Here is a 25,361-nt window from a genome sequence, read left to right as displayed (position 1 = left end):
AAAGAGAGGAAGTATCATGGATGAAAGGTATGATTTCTTAGATGAATTAGAAAATTTTTTAGGTGCAACATTTCATCAAGATATCCAATCCCCTGAACACGCCTTAGACGAATTTATTGAGGAAATTAGTAAAGAAGGTTTGCTATTTACAGTAAAGTATTGCGAAGAGTTTCTAAATAGCGATCTAACTAAAGAAGAAAAGGAAGACATTATAAAGTGTAATGCAGAAATATATTTCCCGACAATTGGCTTACCGCCTATAGAATGGTTAAAAAGTGTAATAGAACAACTAAAAGAGGCTATTTAAAAGAAACACTGAAAGGCCCCCATTTTATGGAGGGCCTTTTTATATTGATACCGAATTTTTCGGCTTTCTTATCCGGATAGAAATGCAATACCGACAGTTCGGTTTGGATCTACTTGACGGCATCACCAGCTGAACTTTTCAACAATTTTGCCCCTAAAAGAGATACGAACAATAAATTTCGAGCCAAAAAATCAAGTTCGCCAACAACTTGCGAATTTGATAAACCGGCTTTATTAAGAGAAAGTAAAAAATCCTAGCGTAGCAAGGGTTTCGTCTATGATTCCGACTGGGCCCGAACCAGCGACCTCTACCCTGTCAAGGTAGTGATTATCTTCTGATACAAACATTGGAATATTACAGCGGAACAAATAAGAGATTTAAGAACTGCCATAAACGAAGTTGAGTTCGTAAATCCTGTTGGTAAACACGGGGGATTGGGCTCTACAGCTGCCCATAATGAATTGCTAGGAATTATTGATTCATCTCTAAACTATAATATATTTGTCCGAAGGTTGAATAATTGGGCAAACTATAGACTTAAAGGTGGAGTGGAAGCCCTGCCAAAAGGATTGAGGATTAAATAATAGGAGGTTTATATGGAACGTCAAAATTACGTATCATTGTGGATCGGAAGTATAAAGGATGATGAATCATTAAGTAAATATGTTGAATTAGTTTACAATGAAGATGAGGGTGATTTTCTTCCTTCCCAATTTTTAATTGACTTTGATATAGATATCGATGATTTAGATGAAGATTTTATAGAAAAAGTTGCACATGAAAATAATCATAACAATTTACCTGCACTAATTGACGGCTGTTCATACGATAGTGTCATCTTACATCGTTTCGAGGACATGGTAGGTATCACACTCCCTGATCAAATCAATGCTGCTGTTCTTTTATATAATTTTGAATATGACGGCAGGGAGAAAGAAATAAACGCAAAAAACTATTCATTTAAATTTATTGGAGCAGTTTCCTATGTATAAAAGAAAAAATCATAATAAAACATAATTCAGAATTACATTTTCATAATGTAGAGATTTTATTAGATGGTTATTCATACTACTTGGAAGAAGATAAAAAGTAGGATGACTTGAAGAAGGCTCTCTTTTTTTCAGAGGCCTTTTTTGTTTGCGTGTAAAACCTAAAAGACTAAAACATCTATAGATAAACAAAAGGAGGGGCGTTCCCTCACAAACAAAGTAACTATAACTTGAGGTTATTCTTCACTATCATCCACTCCATGCACCGCTGAAGGAGTGCCTTACAACACAGTCAATCAAAAGTTTAAAAGAAGCACTGCAAGCATTCGCCAAAGTGGTATTGCCGAAACCGTACGGAACCTCCGCAAGCGGCAGGCGGACACCGGCACCGCATGTACCGCCGATAACGGTCAAATACGGCGAGCATTTTGCGAAATGGACCAGAAAGAAAGTATTGAAGCCGAATGTCATCTACAAAACAAAAGAAGGCTACACGTACACCACTGACAACTATGGTAGAATTACAAGTGTCAAAGCAGACTTACAGCTGGGAGAAGCAAAACGAAACCAATATGCACAGACGAATGCTGGAAAGCCCCAAGACCGAAAGCCTGACGATGACGGAGGCCATTTAATCGCCACCCAATTCAAAGGCTCAGGCCAGTTTGACAATATCGTGCCGATGAATTCTCAGATTAATAGAAGCGGCGGGAAATGGTACAAAATGGAGCAAGTGTGGTCAAAGGCATTAAACGGAAAACCTCCTAAGCAAGTAAAAGTTAATATAGAACCCGTTTATCAGGGAGATTCACTAAGACCTGTATTATTTAATGTTGAATATAAGATAGGTAATCGTAGAGCGAGACAAGTTACTATAGAAAATAAACCAGGGGGTTAATCTAATGGAAACAAAAAAGATGGAAGTTCTATATCAAAAGATAGCAGAACAAATTAATGATATGATCCCTTCCGAATGGAGCAAAGTTGTTCTTTATGCGGAAATACTAGACGGCTCCAGAGAAGTGTATTTTTTCTTTCAAACACCAGAAAACGATGAATATATATACTCTCATGACATTCCAGAACAATTTCAGGTCAGTAAAAAAATTTATACCGAACTATTAATAGATCTTCAAGAGTTATTTAAACAGTTACACAATGAGTTTAAAGAAAATAATCCTGAAGCATGGACAAATTTGACACTGAATCTTGAAAGCGATGGAACGTTCTCAATTGATTATGATTATGAAGATGTTATTGAATCTGATTTGGACGAATACGAAAGACAAATGATTTGGGAGTTCAATAACTTGGGTATTTTCCCCGAAGATGAAGAGGATAAAGAATTTGTTAAGGATTATCTAAATATTAAATAATGGCTTCAACAATTCAAAGGTAGAGGATCATCAATGGTAACTGAAAAAATGGAACAACTATATCAAAAGATTGCTGAAAAAATAAATGATATGATTCCCTCCGAATGGATGAGGGTTACTCTATACGCCGAAATTTTAGATGACTCCAGAGAAGTTTATTTTTTCTTTAACACACACGAAGACGAAGAATATATTTATTCACACGATATTCCAGAACATTTTCAAGTAAGTAATCGAATTTACAAAAATATGCTGCTAGACCTTCAAGATTTATTTGATGAATTAAGGGATGAATTTAAAAAGCAATCCTCAGATATTTGGACTAACCTCACACTAAATTTAGATAGAAACGGTGAATTCTCAATTGATTATGATTATGAAGATATACTCGCTTCAAAATATACTGATACTGAGCGACAAGTCATTTGGGAATATAAGCACTTGGGAATTACGCCAATAAGCGAGAGCAGCAGAAAGTTCCTTGAACAATATCTAAATGAACAATGAAAAAATGGGTGAACTATATCAAAAGATTGCTGAACATCTAAATGAAATGATTCCATCTCAATGGGAAAAGATCGTTTTATATGCTGAAATACTTGATGACTCAGCGGATATATACTTTTATTTTACAACACCAAATAACAGTGATTATTTATTTTCTCATTATGTACCTGAACACTTTGATATGAGTGAAGAGATTTACGATCAACTGCTAATTGAACTTCAAGAGCTATTTGAAAAACTAAAAGAAGAATTTAAACTAGGCAACCAAGATATTTGGACTAATCTCACTTTAAAATTAGAAAACACCGGAAAGTTTTCAATTGATTATAATGATGATGATGTTTTATCCTCTGAACTTGATGACCTTCAAAGACGCGATGTTTGGAAATATCAAAATCTCGGCATACTGCCAGCTGATGAGGAAGATAGAAAATTCATAGAAGAGTATCTAAACATATAATAAGCTTTCAAACGGCTAAAAAAATTAAAAAGGATTCTGATATTGTGGAAACTGAAAAGATGGGAGTACTGTATCAAAAAATAGCTGAGCAAATAAATGAAATCATTCCGTCTGAGTGGGAGAAGGTTGCTCTTTATGCCGAAATTTTAGATGATTCTTCAGAAGTTTACTTCTTCTTTACTACTCCACAAAATCAGGAATATATATATTCACACGATATTCCTGAACATTTTAATGTTGATGAAGATATATATGACGAACTTCTATATGAATTGCATGATTACTTTGAAGAGTTACGGGATCAATTTAAAACAAACAACGAGGACTTATGGACAAACCTCACTTTGCATCTCGAACGAAGCGGTAAATTCTCAATTGACTACGATTACACCGATGTCATCGCCTCAGACTTAAACGGAACACAACGGCAAGTGGTATGGGAATATCAAAACTTGGGGATTTTGCCTGAAGATGAGGACGACAAAGAATTTGTAATAAGCTACTTCGGTCTATAAATCAATAATGGCTCAGCAGTTCCCTGCTGGGCTATTTTTTATAACTAGGATTTCTCGACAATTGAAGGTGAAAAAGTTGGAAACTAAGCAAATGCAAGATTTGTACCACATTATTGGTGAAAAATTAAATGACATCATACATTGTGAATGGACAAAAATATATCTTTATGCAGAAGTATTAGATGACTCTACCATGGTTCTCTTTCACTTCAAGACACCAGAAAAACATCAGCTGATTTATTCGCAAAATATACCAGTCCGATACAGTGTAAGTAAAGATATCTTCAACACTTTTTTAAGAGAAATCCGTGAACTTTTTGAGGAATTACGAGCTGAGCACAAAAATAATAATGATCAGGTTTGGACGAACCTTACATTGACATTGAAGAGCAACGGTCAATTCCAACTTGATTATAATGATGACGATATTTTAGCATCTGAGCTTGATGGGTATCAAAGAATTGCATTATGGGAGTACAAAACTCTTGGAATTTTGCCTAAAGACGAGGTTTTTAATTAGCCACCTAAATCTATAAATTTGATATAGTTCTAAAAAAACTGGAGGTTGGCATGGAAACAGAAAAAATGGGTGAATTATATCAACAGATAGCAGAAGGCATTAACGAAATCATTCCTTCTGAATGGGAAAAAGTCATTCTTTATGCAGAAATACTCGACGATTCATCTGAGGTTTTCTTTTATTTCAATCCTCCGCAAAGTGAGGAGGATTTTATCTATTCTCATAACATTCCTGAGCATTTTCAAGTAAGCGAAGATCTTTATGACGATCTATTAATCAAACTTCAAGAAGCCTTCGAAGAACTGCGCAAAGAATATAAAGAAAATAATCTGCATATTTGGACGAACTTGACTTTGAATCTAGATAGAACAGGCCAGTTTTCTATAGATTATAACTATGAAGATGTAATCGGTTCAGAGCTAAACGGAGCTCAAAGAAAAGCTGTTTGGGTGTATAAAAACCTAGGCTTGATGCCAAAAAAGAAAACGTTAAGAGCCTTCCTAGAAGATTTCATCAAGACTAGCGAAAAAAAATGAAAAGCTGACAACCAGGATATCTTGACTAATGTACACAAAGACAGGATTTGAAGAAGCAAAAATATGGGCATGCTCCTAGAAGACTAAACAAAACAGGCAGCATCCAGTAAACGGATGCTGCCTGTTACATCGTTATGTATCGTCTGAAGAGGTCATTTATTTTGTTTTTTAAATATGCAAATAGATATGACGGTAAATATGATGGCTGTAATGACAATGACCCACAAGCTCGCAGCCGTACTGATAAAATGGCCGTTTAACTTGTAGACGATCCCGTAATGCTTTTCATATTCCTGTATTTGGGTTGTGGAAGCATGTTTAAATACTTTATCAACTGAGTCTGTCATAAACGCTTTTCTGAACAGAACAGCGGTGTGGCTGATAGGGAAATACATAATAATCTTCTGCACAAACACCGGTACGCCGCCGATCGGCACATATACTCCGCATAAAAAACCGATGGCTGTTCCGACAATCATACTTAACGTCGAAAATGCATTTTGTGTGTGAATAAACAGCGTTAAAAATAAATTTATGGAACTTGACAGTGCAACTGAAAGAATAATGATCCCCAATACTTCAAGTATATCTGTACCGCTTAAAAGCTTGCTGCCTGTTGAAATGAGAAAAATTTCACAGCCTAAAAAGGCGATGAAAGAAAAGATCAAGCCGATGACAAATGAATGAATGACATAGCTCAATTGGATGGTCGCCCTTGATAAAGGAGCTGTTAAAAAGTCATACGTTCTCTTACTTTCTTTATCTTTCACCATAATTCCGAAAGCGCCTAAAGTCGTTGTCACAGCTGTAATGGACAGCAATCCCGCCACCATCCATTCGTTCACCATTGCTTTGGAATCATCTGTCGAACCGACCAAGGCCTTAATGGCGTCCAGCTGTGTCTGCTGTAAGAACACGGCATATAACAGAATGACGATAAATACTGACAGCAAAGAAAGAAGCAAAAGCGTTCGATCACGGAAGTATATTTTTATATTTCTGCTGATTAAACTGGATAAAGACTTCATTTATGCAATGCTCCCCTTTACTGGCAAACTGCTTCCTTGTTCCTCGATAATATGGATAAACACATCATCCATATTCCCTTTAATCACCTCGAAAGATTCAATTTTTCCTTCAAGACCTTTCAAAATGTCCAGCGCATGGAGAGTGGACTCTACACGAAGAGAATAAATAGAGTTTTTAACCGTAAAATCCAGTTGTTTATTTTCAAACCATGCCGTCGGATCAACGCCTTGCTTAAACATCATATGCAGACTGTCAAACGCATATTGATCTTTCAGCTGACTCGGTGTACCCTCTGCGATCAGACGTCCTTCTTTGATGACCACAACGTTATCAGCCACAGCGGCCTCCTCCATGTAATGGGTCGTTAAAAAGATCGTCATGTTTGTTTCTTCCTGCAGCCTTTTAATCGCATTCCAAACAAATACTCTCGTTTGCGGATCAAGACCTGTAGTAGGCTCATCTAAAAATAATATAGTCGGTTTATGGATGATGGCACGGGCAATATCAGCTCTTCTTCTTTGTCCGCCTGACAAATCGCTGTATTTTTTCTCCTTAATATCATCCAATTTTAAATAGTCTGTTACAAACTGATAGTTCTCTTGCACTTGTGCCTTGCTTAAATGATAATATTGTCCGCGGTTCATGATATTTTCATAAACGGTCAATCGTTCATCCAAAATGCTCTCTTGGAAAACGACTCCGATCTTTTTGCGGATATGATTATTCTCTTTCCCCTCACCAAGCGTATAACCGTCTATTACCACTTTTCCGGATGTCTTTTTAATCAGCGTACAGAGAATATCGATAGTGGTCGATTTCCCTGCACCGTTCGTTCCCAGAAATGCAAACAGCTCGCCGCGTTTGACAGAAAAGGATACCCCTTTCACTGCTTCAAATGATCCATATTTTTTACGAAGATCCGTTACTGTAATAATGTCTTGTTCTTCTCCCATTCTGTTCACCTCGAAAAGTAAGATTCTATACCGGTGTTCACTAACTTTATATCGTCATTTCCGCCAGGATTTTCTCATTTTTATCCAACTTTATTATCTTTTTAAAAATAATTATCTTTATTATAACGATATAATTTATTATTTTCGCGTTTTGTTATTGGGTTTAGGATCGGTGGATTTTCTATAGATGGGGATCACTATTGATTTTGCATGAAATTTATACATGCTGTAATCAATAAACCCTTTATCATAAAAAGGGTTTTTATTGGTTAAGAATCTCTAATACTATTTAAAATTCCTGTTTGTAACCGAAATACATATTATCTTAGAACATTCAGAAAGGAGAACGTAATGGAAACATGCCCTTATTGTGCAACTTCAATTCAAAAGGATAATCAGTATTACTGTAGTTTTTGCTTAATGTACATACATAATGTTCAGAGAGATGGCAAACGTGAAATCATAGAATATCGTGAGCATACTTCTGAATTAGATTTGGATAAGTCTACACCAGAACTAATGACTCTGCCAACAATTGAATTATTTCATTTACTGCGGCTCTCAAGAAAAATACGCAAACAGAAGTATGATCAGCTATATAAATCTCGACTTGAATCAGAAAAAGGAAATGAATCAGAAAGTGTTCAAATCGCAACGGGGAATTACCAATATTACACAAAGAAAATGTATATCATAGAGAATATATTAAATAAACGTCTGGGTTACATTCCAGATAGGATAGATAATGTATTTCTTAAGAGTTATTTAGAAAAAGTAATGATTAGTAAGGAGAAAAAACAAGATATGAAAGTGTATTAAAAAAGCTGCCCCTCTAGAGTGAATATTAATAAAGAAATGTATAGAAAGCTATATTATAGGCGTTAACCAAACATCTTCTGGTACTCTTCTCATGTCAAGAGTTCGTCCTGAATGCAAAAAAATTTGGATTAAAAAAAGGCAACCATCCCTAAGGGTTAGTTGCCTTCTCTTAATTCCAGCACAGCCACACACTCCACATGATTCGTATGCGGGAACATATCCACTGGCTGCACTTCTCGCGTCTGATACCCGCCATCCTCAAGCACCCGCAGGTCTCTTGCAAGCGTTCCTGGATTGCAGGATACGTACACCACCCGCTTCGGTTTCATGTCGATGATTGTCCGCAGGAGGGCTTCGTCACAGCCTTTTCTTGGCGGGTCGACGACGAGGGTGTCGGCCGTGATGCCTTCTTCATACCATTTTGGAATGACTGTTTCCGCTTCTCCGACTGCGAATTCCGCGTTTGTGATGCCGTTCAGCTCAGCGTTGCGTTTTGCATCCTCGATGGCTTCCGGCACGATTTCGACGCCGTATACTTTCTTCGCCTGCTTCGCTAAGAAGAGAGAAATGGTTCCGATGCCGCAGTAGGCGTCGATGACGGTTTCTTCCCCTTGCAGCTCCGCGTACTCAAGCGCTTTGTCGTAGAGCACTTTTGTCTGTTCCGGGTTGACCTGATAGAACGATCTGGCGGAGATGGCGAATTTGACGTCTCCGATGAGGTCGTAGATGTATTCTTCGCCCCAGATGACGTTTGTTTCGTTCCCAAAGATGACGTTTGTTTTGTTTGGATTGATGTTTTGCACGATGGATTTGACGTGCGGGAATTGCGCTGTGATGTCTTCGATGATTTTCGCTTTGTGCGGAAAATCGCTTGTTCTTGTGATGAAGACGATCATCATTTCGCCCGTGACGACGCCGTATCTGACCATAATGTGGCGGAGCCAGCCTTTGTGGCGTTCTTCGTTATAGGCTTTGACACCGTATGCTGCGCAGATGTCTTTGACGGCTTGGACGGCTTCGTCATTTTTGGATTGCTGGATCAGGCAGGCGCTCATGTCGATGATGTCATGGCTTCTTTGCTGATAAAATCCGGCGACGAGTCCGCCTTCTCTTTCTCCTACCGGCACCTGCGCTTTGTTTCTGTAGTTCCACGGGTCTTCCATGCCGAGCGTCGGGTGCACGGTGACTTTTGAGAGGTCCAGCTTGCCGATCCGTTCTAAGACGTCTTTGACTTGTTTCTGTTTAAACAAAAGCTGGCCTTCATAGGTCATGTGCTGAAGCTGGCAGCCGCCGCATTGTTTGTAGATTGGGCACGGGGCATCCGTTCTGTGCGGGCTTTCTTCCTTCAGCTCGATCAAACGGCCGAAAGCGAAGCCTTTTTTGACGCGTGTCACTTTGATTTGCGCTTTTTCCTCAGGCAGGGCGTTCGGCACGAAGATCGGAAAGCCCTGAACCTTTGCGACGCCCGCTCCTTCGTGCGTCAAATCCTCAAATGTCACATCATAGTATTCATTTTTTTCTATCGGGGGTTTCATTTTCATCTATAATCACCTCTAGTTTTACAAATAGCCTTGTTTCAGCGTGCTGGCAAACCTTCAAATTCAATGTCAGCCTTCAAAGGTTTCCGATCACGCTGAAAAGATGACAAAATCCTAAAACGAATACTGTTTTAGGATTTTGTCCGCGTATTAATCATCCAGCTGTTCCGCTTTCTCCTTCGGCATGATGACGTGAATATGCCGGTACAGGTTCACGAATTCGCCCGGCAGCATGCCGCCGTACTCGCCGTCCAGGTTCAGCTGCATCTTTTCTGATACATTGACTTTCACACGATTCGCTTTTGTGTAAATAATGTGCTGATCGTTAATATGATCGCCTCTGAGCGCCATGCTCGCGACTCTGATAAACTCCGCGAGATTGGCTTTTTTCAAAATAATCAAATCAAACATGCCGTCATTCAGGCTGGAATCAGGGGCCAGTTTCTCGAATCCGCCGACCGAGTTGGTCAGCGTCACTAAAAACAGCATAATTTCGCCTTGAAACAGCTTGCCGTCATATTCAATCTCGACTTCTGTCGGTCGAAGTGAAGGCAGCATTTCCATTCCCTTTAAATAATAAGCAAGCTGGCCGAGCATCGTTTTCAGTTTGCTTGGCACATCATACGTCAGCTCCGTCAGACGGCCTCCGCCGGCGATGTTGATAAAATACTGACCGTTCACCTGTCCGATGTCGATCGGGCGGGCCACGCCGTTAATGACGGTATCAGCGGCATTCAGTATATTCTCTCTCGGAATGCCCAGCGCCCTGGCGAAGTCATTTGTCGTGCCGACCGGAATGATGCCGAGTGTCGGGCGTGTGTCTAACGGCGCGAGGCCGTTGACGACTTCATTAATCGTTCCGTCTCCGCCGGCAGCGATAATCAGGTCAAACTCCCGCAAAGCGGCTTCTTTTGCGGCGTGGGTGGCATCCCCCGCGCATGTGGTGGCATGGGTGGAGGTTTCATAACCGGCTTGTTCAAATTTTTGCAGGACCTGGGCAAGATTTTTCTTAAAAAGTTCCCGTCCTGAAGTCGGATTGTATATTATGCGTGCACGTTTCATTATCTCATCATCCTACTTAAGAGTATCCGATCCATTATTAACACTAACAACCTTTAATTATACTATGACTTGAGAAAATCGCAACAATATGTACAGGAATTGCCAGAAGAAAAAAGGCCCCGGCTCCGTTTAAGGAGCCAAGGCCCGCTGTCTTACTCTTCTTCCGTTCCAGGTTTTTTCTTACGGAATTTCGCCAATACTTCATATACGATCGGCACAATCAGAAGGGTAAGCAGAGTCGAACTGATTAAACCGCCGATAACGGTGACACCGAGTCCTTTAGAAATGACCTGGCTGCCGCCTTCGAAGCCCAATGCCAATGGAAGCAGGGCGCCGATTGTCGCGATCGCCGTCATCAGAATCGGACGCAATCTCGTAGAGCCGGCTTCCAGGAGCGCTTCTCTCGTCGATAAGCCTTCCGCTTCTTTATGGATGACGCGGTCAATTAAGACAATCGCATTTGTGACGACGATTCCGATCAGCATCAGCATACCGATCATGGCATTCAGACTGATCGTCTCTCCGGATACATACAGGCCGGCTAATGCGCCGATGACTGTAAACGGAAGCGAGAACAGAATCGCAAACGGCGCTAATGCTCCGCCGAACGTGATCACAAGAACGAGGTATACGATGGCGATTGCGGCAAGCATCGCTAACCCGAGTTTCGTAAAGGAATCAGCAATATCCGCTGATACACCGCCGGTATCAATGGATACATTGTCCGGCTTATCCAGTTTGTCAACTTTCTTTTGAACGGCTGATGACACCTTCGTGACGTTGTCAGAAGTGACGGTTGCCGTTACGTCAGCGTACACTTTGCCGTCGCGTTTGGAAATGGTATCGGATGTCGTGCCATTTTTCACTTTCGCCACATCGCCGATTTTTACTTCTTGGCCTGCAGGCGATGTGATGGTTTTATCCTCTAATTCTTTTACACTCTTATACTGGTCTTTTTCTGTTTTGATGTTGACGTCAAGCTCTTTGCCGTCCTTTTTCACCGTTGTCAAAGGAGACTGTGACGTTTGGGACATCAGGGCTTGGGAGATTTGCGAAGCCGTCAGGCCCTGCTTGCTGAGTTTCTCCTGGTCAGCGGTGAACGTGTACTCATCATATGTGCTGGAAAGGCCTGAGTTGATGTCTTTCAGATCTTTCTGCTTTTTCATGATGCCTTCGATGTCTTTGACCGTGCCTTTAATATCAGACTCTGAATCTCCGTACACATAGTACGTTAATTCGTTGTTGTTGCCTGACGAACTGAAATTTTGTGATTTCCATTCGCCGCGGCTGGATGTTTTTTTGATTTCTTTTAAGACATTGTCTTTTTCTTTGTCAAAATCAGGCGTGTCATCCTCGTATTTCACGTAGAACAATGCGCCGTTTGAGCTTCCGCCGAGCGGACTTTGCGAGCCTAATGAATACTGAACGGTATCGACATGTTTGCGTTTAAGCAGCATGTCTTCCGCTTTTTGCGCAGCTTTTTCAGCTTCGCTTTTCGTTTCGCCCGGTTCAGGCGTGTATGTGAGCTGCATCGTTTTGTCCGCTTGCGCAGGCAGGTAGCTCGCGCCGATCAGAGGTACGAGGAATAAACTGCCGACAAGCATCAGAACCGCGATGATAGATGTAATCCATTTATGTCTTAATGACCAATTCAGCACTTTTTTATAGAAATTGGCCAATCTGCCCGGCTTATGCTCTTTCGCTTTAACAGGCGCGCCTGTGAGCGATTTTTTGAATAAGCTGTGCGCAAGCATCGGCACCAGTGTGATCGAAATCAACAGCGATGCGGCAAGCGCGAAGACGATTGTTAATGCAAACGGCATAAACAGTTCGCCGATCTGTCCGCCGACCATGGCAAGCGGCAGGAATACGGCAATGGTTACGATCGTTGATGACATGATCGGTTTAAACATTTCTTTCGTCGCTTCACGCACCAATTGCTTCCCGCGTAAAGGTTCATCTTTCAGCCTCATGCGGCGGTAAATGTTTTCGATCACGACAATCGAGTCGTCGACTACCCGTCCGATGGCGACCGTCATTGCACCGAGCGTCATTATGTTCAATGTGACATCAAGCTGATTCAGCACAAGAAGCGCAATCAGCAGTGACAGCGGGATGGAAATGATAGAAATCATCGTTGATTTAATATCTCTTAAGAATAAGAGAATGATCACGACCGCAAAAATCGCGCCGAAAATCGCTTTGCTTAACATCGTATCCACCGACTCTGTAATCGGCTCTGCCATATCAAGAGTCGAGCTGTACTTGAACCCTTTGTGGTCTTTTTTGTATTGATTCAGTTCATCTTTAATCGCATCGGCCACTTCTACCGTGTTGGCGTCATTGGCTTTTACGATATTAATTCCGATGCTGTCCTTTCCGTTCGTGCGGGAAATGGATTCAGCTTTTTTCACATCTTTAATGTCGGCAATATCAGAAAGCTTGACTGTCGGCACCCCTGCTGCCGCGCTTTGCTGTGCCTGCTGCATAGCCTGAGCGTCCGCCGCAGATGCCGCACCGGCTCCGCCCGCTTGACCTTGAGCGGCAGAAGAAGATGTGACCGGAATTCTCATATCTTTCAGATCTTTAATTGACGTAATATTTCCGTTAACGACAACTGATTTTTCTTTGTTGCCGAATGTGTACAATCCAAGCGGCGTATTGACGTCAGAGCCTTGGATCACTTTCTTGACGGTATCTTCATCAAGTCCGTACTCTTTCATTTTTTTGTCTTTGAAAGAGAATTCCACCTGCTCTTCCTGCTGACCGGAAACTTGCACGGACGCAACGCCCTGAATGCCTTCAAGCTTAGGAACGAGAGTGTTTTCCACATTTTTGGTCAGGTCTTCAAGCGAACTTTTGCCGCTTGTCACACTGAGCGTCAAAATCGGGAAAGAGTTGAGGCTGTAACGGGAAATGTCAGGTTTTTTCGCGTCGTCAGGAAGGCTGACACTGTCCAGCGCTTCAGCGACTTCGGTTTTCGCCTTGTCCATATCCTTGCTGTAATCATATTCAATCATAACCGATGAGACGTTTTCAGAGGATGTGGACGTTACGACGCTCACTCCTTCTAAATTCTGCACCGCCTGCTCGATCGGTTTTGTCACGTCATCCGCAACTTGACTCGGAGCAGCTCCGGGATAAGTCGTATTTACTGAAAGGTAAGGCATGTTGACGTCCGGTATGGATTCCTGCTTCATATTCATACCGGCATACAGCCCTGCTACAGTAACGATAATCGTCATCAGCCAAACTGCGAATTTGTTCTTCAGTACAAAGTTAATAATGTGGTTCATCATGTCCTCCGTTAATTTTTATTGACTGACTGGTCATTCTATATAATACTAAACGGTATAACTCAACATCGTCAACTAATAAGGCAGTAAATTTTTCTAAATTTTTCAGGATTAAGGGGAAGCACGTCATGAACGAAAAAAAAGAGAAAATCATAAAAACAGGCATCCATTTATTTGCCAAAAAAGGGTTTTCTTCAACAACCATTCAGGAAATCGCCGGTGAATGCGGAATTTCAAAAGGAGCCTTCTATCTCCATTTCAAATCAAAAGAAGACCTTTTGCTGTCAGCATGTGAGTATTACATCGGCATGTCTATGGAAGAAATAAAGAAAATCAAAACAGAACATCAGCTTAAACCGCCTAAGGACGTATTCCGAAAACAAATCGCTTATCAATTCCAGGAATTTATGGAGCACAAGGACTTTATCATTCTCTTGCTGAGCGAAAAGGTCATTCCTGAAAACCAAAAGGTCAAGCAGTATTTTCATGAGGCCAATATTCAATTTAACATGCTGTATCGGGATGCGTTGCTCTCCGTTTACGGAGATGCCGTCACACCGTTTATAGCGGATGCGTCCGTTATGGCGCAAGGAATTGTGAGCTCCTATATTCATTTCTTGATTTTTAATGAACATACGGCATTCCGGACGGAAAACGTGGCGGCCTTTCTGATTGCCAGAATCGATGATCTGATTACGGGACTGATAAAAGACAATCCCGATCCGCTGCTGCCTGAGGATATCTTCACTCAGCCCGCGGCGGACAGAGAAAGACTGCTTGCGGATATTCAAAAGATAAAAGCACAGCAGGAGCTGCCTGAGGACGTCCTCGTATCGCTTGAAGTCATTGAAGAGGAATGCGCAAAGGAAGAGCCGCGAAAACCGATTATTAAAGGAATGCTGTCCAACTTGGCAGGCAGCGGAAATGAGCAGATTGAAACGCTGCGGGCTTCCATTGAAACCTATTTCAGCTTATAAAAAAAGAGACCGGCGCTTACCGGTCTCCGTGTCAGCAGCGCCCTTAGAGGCGGCTGCTTTTTTTATCGTTTTTTGATTTCTTCAAGTAAGATCTTGTTGACCATCGGCGGGTTGGCCTGTCCTTTTGAGGCTTTCATAATCTGCCCGACAAGGAAGCCGATCGCGCGGTCTTTTCCGTTTTTGAAGTCTTCAATTGACTGCGGGTTGCTGTCAAGCGCATCTGTTACCAGCTTCAGAAGCACGCTTTCGTCAGAAATCTGCACGAGGCCTTTTTCTTTGACGATTTTTTCTGCGTCGCCGCCTTTTTCAATTAATTCTTTAAAGACTTTCTTCGCGATTTTGGACGAGATGGTTCCTTTTTCAATCAGCTTAATCATGCCGGCAAGGCCTTCAGGAGTCAGTGCGACATCCTCAAGCTCTTTTTGTTCGGCGTTCAGGTAAGCTGAGACTTCACCCATCAGCCAGTTTGATGCCTGCTTGGCTTCTGCGCCTTTATTGACCGTTTCTTCGAAGAAATCAGCCATTTCTTTCGTCAGCGTCAGAACCATTGCGTCATAAGCAGGCAGGCCGAGCTCTTCGATATAACGCTTGCGGCGCTCGTCCGGAAGCTCAGGAATGGTTGCTCTTACGCGTTCTTTCCATTCGTCATCAATGTAGAGCTCGACAAGGTCAGGCTCAGGGAAATAACGATAGTCGTCCGAACCTTCTTTGACACGCATCAAAATGGTTTTTTTCGTCGCTTCATCGTAGCGGCGCGTCTCCTGCTGAATGACTCCGCCTGACAGAAGCACCTGCTCTTGGCGTTTTTCTTCATGCTCAAGTCCTTTTTGCACGAACGCGAAGGAGTTCAGGTTTTTCAGCTCCGTTTTTGTGCCGAATTTCTCCTGGCCGATCGGACGGAGGGAAATGTTGGCGTCACAACGCAGTGAACCTTCTTCCATTTTACAGTCGGAAACACCTGTGTATTGAATAATTGATTTCAGCTTTTCGAGATATGCGTAAGCTTCCTCCGGTGTGCGGATATCCGGCTCAGATACAATCTCGACAAGCGGCGTGCCCTGGCGGTTGAAGTCAACGAGGGAATAGCCGTCGCCCGTATGCGTCAGTTTTCCCGCATCTTCTTCAAGGTGAAGACGGGTAATGCCGATTTTTTTCGTTTTTCCGCCGACTTCGATTTCGATCCAGCCGTTTTCGCCGATCGGCTTGTCAAATTGAGAAATTTGATATGCCTTCGGGTTGTCTGGATAGAAATAGTTTTTCCGGTCAAACTTCGTATCCGTTGCGATTTCACAGTTCAAAGCCATTGCGGCTTTCATCGCGAATTCAACCGCTTCTTTGTTCAAAACGGGCAGCACGCCGGGATAGCCGAGGTCGATGACGCTCGTTTGGGTATTCGCTTCCGCGCCGAATGGCGTCGGTGAGCTTGAGAAAATTTTAGATTTTGTTTTTAATTCCACATGGACTTCAAGTCCGATTACCGTTTCAAAGTTCACTTCATTTCCCCCCTTACAGTTCAGGTTTCGCTTTATGATGATCTGTTGCCTGCTCAAAAGCATGAGCGACGCGGTATACAGTGCCTTCATCGAAGTGTTTTCCGATGATTTGCAATCCGAGCGGCAGCCCGTCCGCAAATCCGCACGGCACGCTGATTCCCGGCACACCCGCGAGGTTGACAGGGATCGTTAAAATATCGTTGGCGTACATTGTGAGCGGATCGCTGGTTTTTTCGCCGATTTTGAATGCCGGTGTCGGCGTTGTCGGTCCGACGATGACATCGTATTTCTCAAATACGTCTTCAAAATCTTTTTTAATAAGCGTGCGCACTTTTTGCGCTTTTTTGTAATACGCGTCATAGTAGCCGGAGCTGAGCGCGAAGGTGCCGAGCATGATGCGGCGCTTCACTTCATTGCCGAAGCCTTCTGAGCGTGTCTGTTTATAAAGGTCGATCAGGTTGTCCGCATTGTCTGAGCGGTATCCGTAGCGGATGCCGTCAAAGCGCGCAAGGTTTGCAGACGCTTCGGAAGAAGACAGCAGATAATACGTCGCAAGCGCGTATTTGCTGTGCGGCAGAGATACTTCTTCCCATGTCGCTCCGAGGTCTTCAAGCACTTTTAAAGCGGCTAAAACCGATTCTTTCGCTTCTTTGCCGACGCCTTCTCCGAGATATTCTTTCGGTACGGCGATTTTTAAGCCTTTAATATCGCCAGTTAATGAAGAAAGAAAATCCGGCACTTCGACATTGGCGCTCGTAGAGTCCATTTTGTCCGGGCCTGAAATCGCCTGAAGCAGGAATGCGTTATCTTCTACGGTTCTTGTGATCGGCCCGATCTGGTCCAGTGAAGACGCAAAAGCGACCAAACCGTAACGCGACACGCGTCCGTATGTAGGCTTTAATCCGACGACGCCGCAGAAAGAAGCCGGCTGGCGGATGGAGCCGCCTGTATCAGATCCGAGTGAAAACGGCACTTCGCCCGCGGCAACCGCAGCTGCGGAACCGCCGCTTGATCCGCCGGGAACCGTATCGAGATTCCAAGGGTTTTTCGTCGCTTTGTACGCGGAGTTTTCAGTAGAAGAACCCATTGCGAACTCGTCCATATTCAGCTTTCCGATCGTGACGGCTTCAGCGGCTTGAAGGCGCTCCACGACCGTCGCATCGTAAATCGGATCGAAGTTTTCGAGGATTTTGCTTGAGCATGTTGTGCGAAGCCCTTTGGTCACGATGTTGTCTTTGACGCCGATCGGCATTCCGAAGAGAAGACCGTGTTCAGACCGTCCGTCAACCGCTTCGTCAAGTTCTTTCGCGTAAGCGCGGGCTCTTTCTTCATCAAGCTGTAAAAACGCCTGCACCTTATCATCCACGGATGCGATCCGTTTGTAAGATTCATCAACAAGATCGGAAATCTTGATTTCTTTTTTATGTATCATTTGTTTCAGTTCTGTGATTTTGTGATCAAATAATGACATACTGTCTCCCTCCTTTAATCCAGAATAGATGGCACACGGACATAGCCGTCTTTATGATCGGGAGCATTTTTCATGACATCCTCGACCGGAAGGCCTTTACCCGCTTCATCTTCTCTCATTACGTTTTTCATTTTCAGCACGTGTGTTGTCGGTTCCACGTTATCCGTGTCCACTTCATTAAGCTCCTCGGCAAACGAGATGATGCTGTCAAGCTGTTCTGTGAACATTTCAGCTTCTTCATCCGTAATGGCGAGTCTCGCCAAATGAGCGACATGCTTTACTTCTTCTATAGAAATTCGTGACATAAGATCCACCTCCGCATAATTCTCCGTTTCGTCATATAATACTGATCATATCAAAAATGAGCCCTCTAAAGCAACAAAACGCCGCCTTCTGAGGCATGATGAAACCCTCTCTATTTTATCCTAAATCGGGGAGAAAGAGAAACGAATTATATGTCAGAAAATTTTTACTTTTATAATTTATTGGTAGCGTTTTCATCTCTAAGCTGTTCTATGTTAGCGGGGATTTTTTCCTTGAGCGGGCCAGGTTTCGAGAGTTGATTGATCGGGGATACTTTGTTAGGTTTAGTAACCATAGCCAGCACTAAATCATGCGATCCGCATGGAATGATGACCAAAGGCTGGATCGCCGGCGCATATTCCGGCACTACTAATCTACAGAGGTGATGCAACATTTACATGAAAGAAGAGAGGGTCCAAAAACGTGAGTATTGAATTAATTATATCTCTTGGCATTTACTTTGCTGCCATGCTGTTAATCGGCTGGTACGCATTCAGGAAGACAACGAATATTAATGATTACATGCTGGGCGGAAGAGGACTAGGCCCGTTCGTAACGGCGCTGTCCGCAGGTGCGGCCGATATGAGCGCATGGATGCTGATGGGAGTTCCCGGCGCAATGTTCGCAACGGGGTTATCGACCTTATGGCTGGCGCTCGGTTTGACGATCGGCGCGTATTCAAATTATCTGCTGCTTGCTCCGAGGCTGCGCGCTTACACGGAAGTTGCGGATGATGCGATTACGATTCCCGATTTTTTCGATAAACGGTTCCGCCACTCGTCATCATTGCTGAAAATTGTTTCCGCCGTGATTATTATGATCTTTTTCACGCTGTACACATCGTCCGGGATGGTATCCGGAGGCAGGTTATTTGAATCGGCATTCGGCGCCGACTACAAATTCGGTTTGTTTTTAACGGCCGGTGTTGTTGTGCTTTACACGCTGTTTGGCGGTTTCCTCGCTGTCAGTCTGACTGACTTTGTACAGGGAGCGATCATGTTTGCGGCATTAGTGCTTGTGCCGATCGTTGCTTTTACCCAGCTCGGGAGCGTTTCAACGACGATTGATTCGATCAACGCCGTTAACCCGAAACTATTGGATATCTTTAAAGGCGCGAGCGTCATTAGCATTATTTCTTATTTGGCATGGGGACTCGGCTATTACGGCCAGCCTCATATCATCGTACGATTTATGGCGATTAAAGAAGTGAAAGATTTAAAACCCGCCCGCAGAATCGGGATGAGCTGGATGGTTATTTCAGTTGTCGGTTCATTGCTTACCGGGATTATCGGGGTTGCGTATTCTCATCACTTCGGGGTCTCCGTAAAAGATCCGGAAACGATTTTCATTATTTTTTCTAAAATCTTGTTCCATCCGCTGATTACGGGCTTCTTGCTGTCCGCAATTTTAGCGGCGATCATGAGTTCCATTTCCTCACAGCTTCTCGTAACGGCAAGCGCCATTACGGAAGATTTATACCGCGCCTTTTTCAGACGGGAAGCGAGCGATAAAGAATTGGTCATGACCGGACGCCTGTCGGTATTGATCGTGGCCGTTATCGCCATCCTGCTTTCCATGAATCCGAACAGCACCATTCTTGATCTGGTCGGATATGCGTGGGCAGGCTTCGGTTCGGCTATCGGCCCGGCGCTCTTGCTCAGTCTGTACTGGAAACGGATGAATGAATGGGGAGCGCTTGCGGCGATGATTACCGGGGCCGCGGCCGTTTTAATCTGGATCACGACAGGGCTTGCCGCTTCAACCGGCGTATACGAAATCATTCCGGGGTTCTTCCTCAGTCTGATTGCCGGTATTGCCGTCAGCCTGCTGACCAAAAAACCGGCCGATGCTTCTTATCAGCTGTTCAGCCGGATGGAAGCTCTTTTGAAAAACAAGAAATAGACAAAAAGCCGTCAGATTTTATCCCTGACGGCTTTTTTCTTCCGCACTTGTCCTGCTATAAATACTGTGAGAAAATCATATCAATTTATTATAAGAAAAATTGCGGAGGTGCTGTGCAAATTGAGCTGGCCTATCGAACCAGACATTCTATTAAAGCTGGGCATTGCCACGCTGATCGGCATGATCATCGGTCTTGAACGCGAGCTGAAAAACAAACCGCTCGGACTGAAAACCTGTATCGTCATCGCCGTCAGCTCCTGTATGCTGACGATCGTCAGCATTAACGCGGCATATCATTTCCCAAAATATTACCGTATCATGATGGATCCGCTCCGCCTCCCCGCCCAAATCATTTCCGGCGTCGGTTTTATCGGTGCGGGCGTGATCCTGCGCAAAAGCAATGACGTCATTTCCGGCCTGACGACATCGGCTATCATCTGGGGCGCAGCCGGGCTCGGTCTGGCGACAGGCGCCGGCTTTTATAAAGAGGCGTTCGCAAGCCTCTTGTTTATCCTGATCAGTGTCGAATTTCTTCCGTGGCTGATCAGAAAAATCGGTCCCAACCGCTTGAAGGAAAAGGATATCCGCGTGAGAATGTCTCTTTCCGATAAAGACAAAATGACCGAGATTTTAAAAGAAATGAAAAGCAAACAGCTCCGCATTCACTCCGTCCGGATTGATGATCTGGGTGAAAAAGAATTTCCGATTATGGAAGTGAAAGTCAGTGTTCACAAAAACCGCTACACCACTGACGTCTATTATGATATTAAAGAAATTCAGGGTGTCGTCGGAGTGAAGTGTGATACGCTATAAAAAAACGCCGGGCTGGATTCAGCCGGCGTTTTTCTATTTATACGAATGCAGAAAAGTTATACTCCGTAATCGGGGTTTCGTTTTCGATATCGCGCCTGAAGGTTTTCAGCATCTCAAGTTCCTCGTCCCCGAGTGCATTGAGGTCAAACGCCTGATGCAATAATCCGTAGATCAGCATATGGCGCAGCCGGAGAAAATCCGGGATGTGTTCAAGCCAGGCGGGGTCAAGGTCATTTTCTTCCCTGTAGCCTTTCATAAAGTGTGTCATGAATTCACCCGTAAACGCGGCCTTGTCTTCATACGGGATGACCGGATACCACAATATGTTGTACAGCAGAATACTGATATCATTCACAAACCAATTGTAGCCGGTATCATCAAAATCAAATGCAGTGATTTTTCCGTTGTCCCAATTGAAATTGCCATGGTGCAGATCGGCGTGCACAAGGCCGTAGTTTTCAGGGTTCTTCGGCAAACGGCGCAGTTTTTCCATTAGAGCATCCGCCCGCTCAAATACGAGATACTGATCTGCGGGCACATATTTTCTCAGCTTCAGCTGCTCCTCTTCATCCCATTCCTGCCTTTTATATGCCGGATCGCTCAGACGGTAGCTTTTCGTCAGCCGGTGCATGTTCCCCGTGTACTTCCCAAGCTCGTAAAACAGAGTCCCGTTCCAGTCTGATTCCTCCACTTTGCGTCCGGGCGCTTTTTCATAGACTCTTACTAAAAATGCTCCGCCTTTTCCATCCGGCACTTCTTCGACATCTTTGCCATTTAATGAAGGAATCGGTTTCGCTGCTGAAAGCCCGCCCTTTGCCAGATGATGAAGCCATTCCATTTCTCCGAGAATATATTCCGGTGTTCTTCTGATCGTATGCGTAATTTTTAAGATATAAGGTTCGTTATCTTTCACAATTTCATACACGTAGTTCTCTGCGTCGGCGATAAATTGAAACTGGGTAAAGCCGTATATTTCACCTGCTTCAGCGAGCACCTTATCTTCCTCAAAAATCGCTTTAATATCTTTATGCATGCTGATTCACCCTTTTCATAACGTTTGTAGGCGGTGTGTGTACTCAGCAAATGTCATTCATCAACATTCCTGCCCTTCTTTTTTCACAGCAGATTCGTAACATCCGCTTAGAAACGAAATGTGTTTTCCTGTTAATTCCTAATTATACAAATATCTTAACATACCTCATCCCTCTCTCCAACGATATTCACAATAAAAAACCCTTGCTCATACAGAAATGAACAAGGGCATCTTGGTTAATCGTAAATATGGACGGTCGGTTCTTTGTCACCCGCATTGCGGACGATCAGCGCTTCCTGTCCGTCAGACGAGGTAATGTTAATTTCGACATCAACTGAGCCTTTTGAATAATAATCCATCAGCTCACCTGTTAAGTATTGGGTAAAGGCGATAACTTCGCTTTTCCCGTAAAATTGCATCGGGATTTCAATCTTCATTTTTCTCATTTCATCGTTTTCGTACATTGCTGTTCCGACGACTCCGGTGTAATTCGGGAAGTAGCTGTCGATGGCGTTTTTGAAGCGTTTAAACACTTCGGAATCATCAGGGTATTTCTTTGCCGTGTCTGTATCCGCCGGATAGAAGACGTACTTTTCTTTGACATCATCCCAGTTTGAAATGGTGGATGAGCCGGCCTTGACTTCTGTTTTCGCAATGTAATTCCCCGGCACGATTGATGTTTTCGGCGCTTGTTTATAAAGGGCGACGGTAATCGGCACATTTTTCAGGTTATCCATTTTCCGAAGGCGGTTAACGACTTCCTGGGCGATTTCTTCACCGTGGCTGCGGATCGTTTTGTCACTGAGCTCCACTTCCTGCTGCGGATCACCTGTGTTTTCGCGGTAATAGTAAACAGAGTTGAGAGCGAGACCGATCATGACACCGCCAAGCTGGATGGAATTTTTATCTTTTCTTACTAAGTAATCCTGTTCAAGCATAGACGCTAAGTAAATCGGGCTGTTTTCATTTTTCTCTTTTGCCGATCCCGAGCTTGGCAGCACCGGGTTTAAGCCGAGATTCTGAAAATTGGCATCTGCCTTTTTCGCCTTTTTCAGATCACTGCCCTCTTTTTTGCGGTCAAGCCAGCTGAGTACCGTGTCCTCATCTAAATACTGGCCTTCCTGATACAAATAGTCATCCGTCGGGAACGTGTCTTGAGCGAGCCGCATCAGACCCGTCTCGAATTCATCGATGTCCAGCCTCGTGTTCAGCCGGTCCGCGGTCAGGCCGCGCGCTTTTCCGGCCTTAAACGGAAGCACCATTTTATAGTAGGAATCAGAGATATTATATTTCGGTATGATCGCTTTTTCAGAAGACTTTGCCGTTTTCTGCGTGATCTCTTCCTCTTTGTTCCCCCCGAAACTCGGCGAACAGGCCGACAGCATGAGTACTGCCGCCGTTGCCGTCGCCGCCAATGCCAACATCTTTTTCAATAGAAAACACTCCTCTTATTTCTTTAGCTCTCCCAATAGCTGTGCTTCATTCCATACTTCAATGTTTAATTCCTGCGCTTTTGTCAGCTTGCTTCCGGCCGCTTCTCCGGCAATCAGCAAGTCTGTTTTTTTGCTGACAGATCCCGTCAGCTTTCCGCCGAGCGCTTCAATCTGCGCCTTGGCTTCATTTCTGGACAGCTCTTCAAGCTTTCCGGTTAACACGATGGTTTTGCCGGCAAAATAAGAGTCGCTGTCCTCCGCTTTTACTTTTTTCGGGCCTTTGTAGAGTGTGTTCACACCGAGTTCCTCAAGTTCATTCAATAGCTCAAGCATTTCTTCTTTGCTGAAATAGGTGATAACGGCATCGGCCATCTTTTCGCCGATTTCATCTACCGCAAGCAGCTCTTCTTCCGTGGCTTGTTTCAAATTTTCCAGGCTTTCAAAATGCATGGCGAGTGTTTTGGCCGCTTTTGAGCCGATAAAACGGATGCCGAGACCGAACAGCAGGCGTTCCAGCGAATTCTCTTTCGACTTTTGGATGGAGCTGATCAGATTGTCAGTTGATTTTTCCCCCATCCGCTCAAGCCGGATGACCTGCTCTTTCGTCAGCTTATACAAATCAGCGACATTACGGACGAGATGTTCACGGAAAAGCTGTGTGATGACACGTTCTCCGAGTCCGTCAATATTCATCGCGTTGCGTGAGACAAAGTGAATCAGGCCTTCTCTGATCTGCGCCGGACATTCCGGATTGATGCAGCGCAGTGCGACTTCCCCTTCAATGCGGACAAGTTCGCTTTCGCACTCAGGACAGCTGGTCGGCATATTGAATTCTTTTTCTTCCCCGGTCCGCTGTTCAATTAAGACATTGACGACCTCAGGGATGATGTCGCCCGCTTTTTTGACGACCACTTTATCGAGAATGCGGATATCCTTCTCTTTAATTAAATCTTCGTTATGAAGGGATGCTCTTGAGACCGTCGTCCCCGCGACTTTTACCGGTTCCAGAACGGCGGTCGGCGTAATGACGCCCGTTCTTCCGACATTCAGTTCGATATCGAGAAGTTTTGTCACGACCTCTTCCGCCGGGAATTTATAAGCAATCGCCCAGCGCGGGCTTTTTGCCGTATACCCGAGCTCTTCCTGCTGGTCGAGCGAATCGACTTTGATGACGATTCCGTCAATTTCATACGGGAGATCGGCCCGCTTCGCCTGCAGCTCTTCGATCATTTCAATGACTTCATCTATCGTGGCGCATTTTTTCCGTTCCTGGTTTGTTTTAAAACCGAGCTCATCCAGAAAATCCAGGCCCTGACTCTGTGTTTCCACACCCATTTCGTCAAGCTCCGCTATACTGTAGACGAAGATGTCAAGATTTCGTTTCGCTGCAATTTTCGGATCGAGCTGTCTGAGTGAGCCCGCAGCCGCGTTCCGGGGATTGGCGAACGGCTCCTCTTCATGTTTCAGCCTTTCTTCATTGAGCGCTTCAAATGACTGTTTCGGCATGTACGCCTCTCCGCGCACTTCTATGGAAAGATTCCGTTTCATTTTCAGCGGAATGTTGCGGATCGTTTTTAAGTTTTCCGTGATATCTTCGCCCGTCGTTCCGTCTCCTCTTGTCGCGCCTCTGACGAAATAGCCGTCTTCATAACGGAGAGAAACAGCAAGACCGTCTATTTTCAGCTCCACGTTATAAGCGACGCCGTCACCGACAGCCTGACGGACGCGGCGGTCAAAATCGCGGAGATCATCATCGTTAAATGCGTTGCCGAGACTGAGCATCGGTGTGCCGTGCTGCACCTTTTGAAACGATTCAAGCACCGCTCCCCCGACCCGCTGTGTGGGCGAATCAGGCGTTCTGAGCTCCGGGTGCTCTTCCTCTATGGCAATCAGCTCCTGCATCAGTCTGTCGTACTCGGAATCCGGCACGCTCGGTTCATCTAAGGTGTAATATTCATAACTGTACTGATCGATGGTGCGGCGCAATTCTTCTGCCCGGTGTTTCGCTGTTTCTTTGTCCATCATGTTC

23 protein-coding genes and 1 pseudogene are annotated in these 25,361 nt (G+C 44.1%); 13 read left to right on the top strand and 11 right to left on the bottom strand.

What is annotated here, in order from left to right; all coding sequences use genetic code 11:
• Positions 1–16 precede the first annotated feature (16 nt).
• The 9 genes and pseudogenes from ACNFN4_RS13490 to ACNFN4_RS13450 all read left to right on the top strand — a co-directional run bounded on the left by ACNFN4_RS13490 (position 17) and on the right by ACNFN4_RS13450 (position 5,210).
• Positions 17–307 carry a contact-dependent growth inhibition system immunity protein gene (locus ACNFN4_RS13490; RefSeq protein ID WP_015417243.1) on the top strand — a complete coding sequence of 97 codons (291 nt, stop codon included), beginning with the start codon at positions 17–19 and terminating at the stop codon, positions 305–307.
• Between the two features lie 596 nt (positions 308–903).
• Entirely contained in the window at positions 904–1,299 is a 396-nt protein-coding gene (locus tag ACNFN4_RS13485) for an immunity 22 family protein (RefSeq protein ID WP_202331975.1), read from the top strand.
• 235 nt (positions 1,300–1,534) lie between these two features.
• A pseudogene (locus ACNFN4_RS13480) lies at positions 1,535–2,194 on the top strand (DNA/RNA non-specific endonuclease); the annotation flags it as partial.
• Positions 2,195–2,198: 4 nt separating this feature from the next.
• Positions 2,199–2,672 (top strand): antitoxin YezG family protein, encoded by a 474-nt coding sequence (locus ACNFN4_RS13475; RefSeq protein ID WP_088037566.1) that lies wholly within the window; start codon positions 2,199–2,201, stop codon positions 2,670–2,672.
• 33 nt (positions 2,673–2,705) lie between these two features.
• Entirely contained in the window at positions 2,706–3,179 is a 474-nt protein-coding gene (locus ACNFN4_RS13470; protein WP_094296466.1) for an antitoxin YezG family protein, read from the top strand.
• The gene (locus tag ACNFN4_RS13465; protein ID WP_448200248.1) at positions 3,169–3,639 is read left to right on the top strand and encodes an antitoxin YezG family protein; all 471 of its coding nucleotides are present in this window, start codon (positions 3,169–3,171) and stop codon (positions 3,637–3,639) included. The genes ACNFN4_RS13470 and ACNFN4_RS13465 overlap by 11 nt, the downstream gene beginning before the upstream one ends.
• Positions 3,640–3,683: 44 nt before the next feature.
• Positions 3,684–4,154 carry an antitoxin YezG family protein gene (locus ACNFN4_RS13460; protein ID WP_088056297.1) on the top strand — a complete coding sequence of 157 codons (471 nt, stop codon included), beginning with the start codon at positions 3,684–3,686 and terminating at the stop codon, positions 4,152–4,154.
• Between the two features lie 91 nt (positions 4,155–4,245).
• Positions 4,246–4,674 (top strand): TIGR01741 family protein, encoded by a 429-nt coding sequence (locus ACNFN4_RS13455; RefSeq protein ID WP_448200268.1) that lies wholly within the window; start codon positions 4,246–4,248, stop codon positions 4,672–4,674.
• A gap of 50 nt (positions 4,675–4,724) precedes the next feature.
• A complete protein-coding gene (locus tag ACNFN4_RS13450; RefSeq protein WP_448200247.1) occupies positions 4,725–5,210 on the top strand; it encodes an antitoxin YezG family protein in 486 nt (161 codons plus the stop codon).
• A 152-nt stretch (positions 5,211–5,362) separates the two neighbouring features.
• Here the strand turns inward: ACNFN4_RS13450 and ACNFN4_RS13445 are convergent, their stop codons facing one another.
• Both ACNFN4_RS13445 and ACNFN4_RS13440 read right to left on the bottom strand, forming a co-directional pair.
• Complete coding sequence (locus tag ACNFN4_RS13445; RefSeq protein WP_448200246.1) at positions 5,363–6,238, bottom strand: ABC transporter permease; 876 nt, start codon at positions 6,236–6,238, stop codon at positions 5,363–5,365.
• On the bottom strand, positions 6,239–7,192 hold the full coding sequence (locus tag ACNFN4_RS13440) for an ABC transporter ATP-binding protein (RefSeq protein WP_014417126.1): 954 nt from the start codon (positions 7,190–7,192) through the stop codon (positions 6,239–6,241).
• Between the two features lie 351 nt (positions 7,193–7,543).
• Here ACNFN4_RS13440 and ACNFN4_RS13435 point away from each other — a divergent pair, with 351 nt between their 5' ends.
• Positions 7,544–8,011 (top strand): hypothetical protein, encoded by a 468-nt coding sequence (locus ACNFN4_RS13435; protein ID WP_151280332.1) that lies wholly within the window; start codon positions 7,544–7,546, stop codon positions 8,009–8,011.
• Positions 8,012–8,166: 155 nt separating this feature from the next.
• On the opposite strand, the gene rlmD is transcribed toward ACNFN4_RS13435, so the two are convergent.
• From rlmD to ACNFN4_RS13420, 3 genes are all read right to left on the bottom strand, one after another.
• Positions 8,167–9,552, bottom strand: a complete 1,386-nt coding sequence (rlmD, locus tag ACNFN4_RS13430) for a 23S rRNA (uracil(1939)-C(5))-methyltransferase RlmD (protein WP_448200245.1) — start codon at positions 9,550–9,552, stop codon at positions 8,167–8,169.
• A gap of 147 nt (positions 9,553–9,699) precedes the next feature.
• Complete coding sequence (locus ACNFN4_RS13425; protein WP_014417122.1) at positions 9,700–10,611, bottom strand: diacylglycerol kinase; 912 nt, start codon at positions 10,609–10,611, stop codon at positions 9,700–9,702.
• Between the two features lie 152 nt (positions 10,612–10,763).
• The gene (locus ACNFN4_RS13420) at positions 10,764–13,907 is read right to left on the bottom strand and encodes an efflux RND transporter permease subunit (RefSeq protein ID WP_014417121.1); all 3,144 of its coding nucleotides are present in this window, start codon (positions 13,905–13,907) and stop codon (positions 10,764–10,766) included.
• Between the two features lie 128 nt (positions 13,908–14,035).
• Here ACNFN4_RS13420 and ACNFN4_RS13415 point away from each other — a divergent pair, with 128 nt between their 5' ends.
• Entirely contained in the window at positions 14,036–14,884 is an 849-nt protein-coding gene (locus ACNFN4_RS13415) for a TetR/AcrR family transcriptional regulator (protein WP_448200244.1), read from the top strand.
• A 62-nt stretch (positions 14,885–14,946) separates the two neighbouring features.
• Here the strand turns inward: ACNFN4_RS13415 and gatB are convergent, their stop codons facing one another.
• The 3 genes from gatB to gatC are packed head-to-tail and all read right to left on the bottom strand — an operon-like array spanning position 14,947 to position 18,153.
• Positions 14,947–16,377, bottom strand: a complete 1,431-nt coding sequence (gatB, locus tag ACNFN4_RS13410) for an Asp-tRNA(Asn)/Glu-tRNA(Gln) amidotransferase subunit GatB (RefSeq protein ID WP_003155730.1) — start codon at positions 16,375–16,377, stop codon at positions 14,947–14,949.
• Between the two features lie 13 nt (positions 16,378–16,390).
• Complete coding sequence (gatA, locus tag ACNFN4_RS13405; RefSeq protein ID WP_007408915.1) at positions 16,391–17,848, bottom strand: Asp-tRNA(Asn)/Glu-tRNA(Gln) amidotransferase subunit GatA; 1,458 nt, start codon at positions 17,846–17,848, stop codon at positions 16,391–16,393.
• A 14-nt stretch (positions 17,849–17,862) separates the two neighbouring features.
• Complete coding sequence (gatC, locus tag ACNFN4_RS13400) at positions 17,863–18,153, bottom strand: Asp-tRNA(Asn)/Glu-tRNA(Gln) amidotransferase subunit GatC (RefSeq protein ID WP_003155732.1); 291 nt, start codon at positions 18,151–18,153, stop codon at positions 17,863–17,865.
• Positions 18,154–18,574: 421 nt separating this feature from the next.
• On the opposite strand from gatC, the gene putP reads away from it, so the two are divergent.
• Together putP and ACNFN4_RS13390 are read left to right on the top strand one after the other, a co-directional pair.
• Positions 18,575–20,053: a sodium/proline symporter PutP gene (putP, locus tag ACNFN4_RS13395; protein ID WP_007408914.1), complete on the top strand. Its 1,479-nt coding sequence runs from the start codon at positions 18,575–18,577 to the stop codon at positions 20,051–20,053.
• A gap of 120 nt (positions 20,054–20,173) precedes the next feature.
• Entirely contained in the window at positions 20,174–20,866 is a 693-nt protein-coding gene (locus ACNFN4_RS13390; protein WP_003155735.1) for an MgtC/SapB family protein, read from the top strand.
• A 37-nt stretch (positions 20,867–20,903) separates the two neighbouring features.
• Here the strand turns inward: ACNFN4_RS13390 and ACNFN4_RS13385 are convergent, their stop codons facing one another.
• From ACNFN4_RS13385 to ligA, 3 genes are all read right to left on the bottom strand, one after another.
• Entirely contained in the window at positions 20,904–21,899 is a 996-nt protein-coding gene (locus tag ACNFN4_RS13385; protein WP_448200243.1) for a phosphotransferase enzyme family protein, read from the bottom strand.
• 236 nt (positions 21,900–22,135) lie between these two features.
• Positions 22,136–23,332 carry a CamS family sex pheromone protein gene (locus ACNFN4_RS13380; RefSeq protein WP_007609871.1) on the bottom strand — a complete coding sequence of 399 codons (1,197 nt, stop codon included), beginning with the start codon at positions 23,330–23,332 and terminating at the stop codon, positions 22,136–22,138.
• 15 nt (positions 23,333–23,347) lie between these two features.
• Complete coding sequence (ligA, locus tag ACNFN4_RS13375; protein WP_448200242.1) at positions 23,348–25,354, bottom strand: NAD-dependent DNA ligase LigA; 2,007 nt, start codon at positions 25,352–25,354, stop codon at positions 23,348–23,350.
• Positions 25,355–25,361 lie beyond the last annotated feature (7 nt).

The organism is Bacillus sp. N1(2025) (assembly GCF_053470005.1).
Note: the sequence above shows the minus strand (reverse complement) of the source record. Positions and strands in the feature narration are given on the sequence as shown.

What these genes read in the sequence shown, in the direction of transcription:
- rlmD (WP_448200245.1), bottom strand. Translation starts at nt 9,552, where the DNA reads ATGAAAATGAAACCCCCGATAGAAAAAAATGAATACTATGATGTGACA.
- ACNFN4_RS13385 (WP_448200243.1), bottom strand. Translation starts at nt 21,899, where the DNA reads ATGCATAAAGATATTAAAGCGATTTTTGAGGAAGATAAGGTGCTCGCT.
- ACNFN4_RS13445 (WP_448200246.1), bottom strand. Translation starts at nt 6,238, where the DNA reads ATGAAGTCTTTATCCAGTTTAATCAGCAGAAATATAAAAATATACTTC.
- ACNFN4_RS13450 (WP_448200247.1), top strand. Translation starts at nt 4,725, where the DNA reads ATGGAAACAGAAAAAATGGGTGAATTATATCAACAGATAGCAGAAGGC.
- ACNFN4_RS13420 (WP_014417121.1), bottom strand. Translation starts at nt 13,907, where the DNA reads ATGAACCACATTATTAACTTTGTACTGAAGAACAAATTCGCAGTTTGG.
- gatC (WP_003155732.1), bottom strand. Translation starts at nt 18,153, where the DNA reads ATGTCACGAATTTCTATAGAAGAAGTAAAGCATGTCGCTCATTTGGCG.
- ACNFN4_RS13465 (WP_448200248.1), top strand. Translation starts at nt 3,169, where the DNA reads ATGAACAATGAAAAAATGGGTGAACTATATCAAAAGATTGCTGAACAT.
- ACNFN4_RS13415 (WP_448200244.1), top strand. Translation starts at nt 14,036, where the DNA reads ATGAACGAAAAAAAAGAGAAAATCATAAAAACAGGCATCCATTTATTT.
- ACNFN4_RS13455 (WP_448200268.1), top strand. Translation starts at nt 4,246, where the DNA reads ATGCAAGATTTGTACCACATTATTGGTGAAAAATTAAATGACATCATA.
- ACNFN4_RS13485 (WP_202331975.1), top strand. Translation starts at nt 904, where the DNA reads ATGGAACGTCAAAATTACGTATCATTGTGGATCGGAAGTATAAAGGAT.
- ACNFN4_RS13425 (WP_014417122.1), bottom strand. Translation starts at nt 10,611, where the DNA reads ATGAAACGTGCACGCATAATATACAATCCGACTTCAGGACGGGAACTT.
- ACNFN4_RS13440 (WP_014417126.1), bottom strand. Translation starts at nt 7,192, where the DNA reads ATGGGAGAAGAACAAGACATTATTACAGTAACGGATCTTCGTAAAAAA.
- gatA (WP_007408915.1), bottom strand. Translation starts at nt 17,848, where the DNA reads ATGTCATTATTTGATCACAAAATCACAGAACTGAAACAAATGATACAT.
- ligA (WP_448200242.1), bottom strand. Translation starts at nt 25,354, where the DNA reads ATGGACAAAGAAACAGCGAAACACCGGGCAGAAGAATTGCGCCGCACC.
- ACNFN4_RS13490 (WP_015417243.1), top strand. Translation starts at nt 17, where the DNA reads ATGGATGAAAGGTATGATTTCTTAGATGAATTAGAAAATTTTTTAGGT.
- ACNFN4_RS13475 (WP_088037566.1), top strand. Translation starts at nt 2,199, where the DNA reads ATGGAAACAAAAAAGATGGAAGTTCTATATCAAAAGATAGCAGAACAA.
- ACNFN4_RS13470 (WP_094296466.1), top strand. Translation starts at nt 2,706, where the DNA reads ATGGTAACTGAAAAAATGGAACAACTATATCAAAAGATTGCTGAAAAA.
- ACNFN4_RS13435 (WP_151280332.1), top strand. Translation starts at nt 7,544, where the DNA reads ATGGAAACATGCCCTTATTGTGCAACTTCAATTCAAAAGGATAATCAG.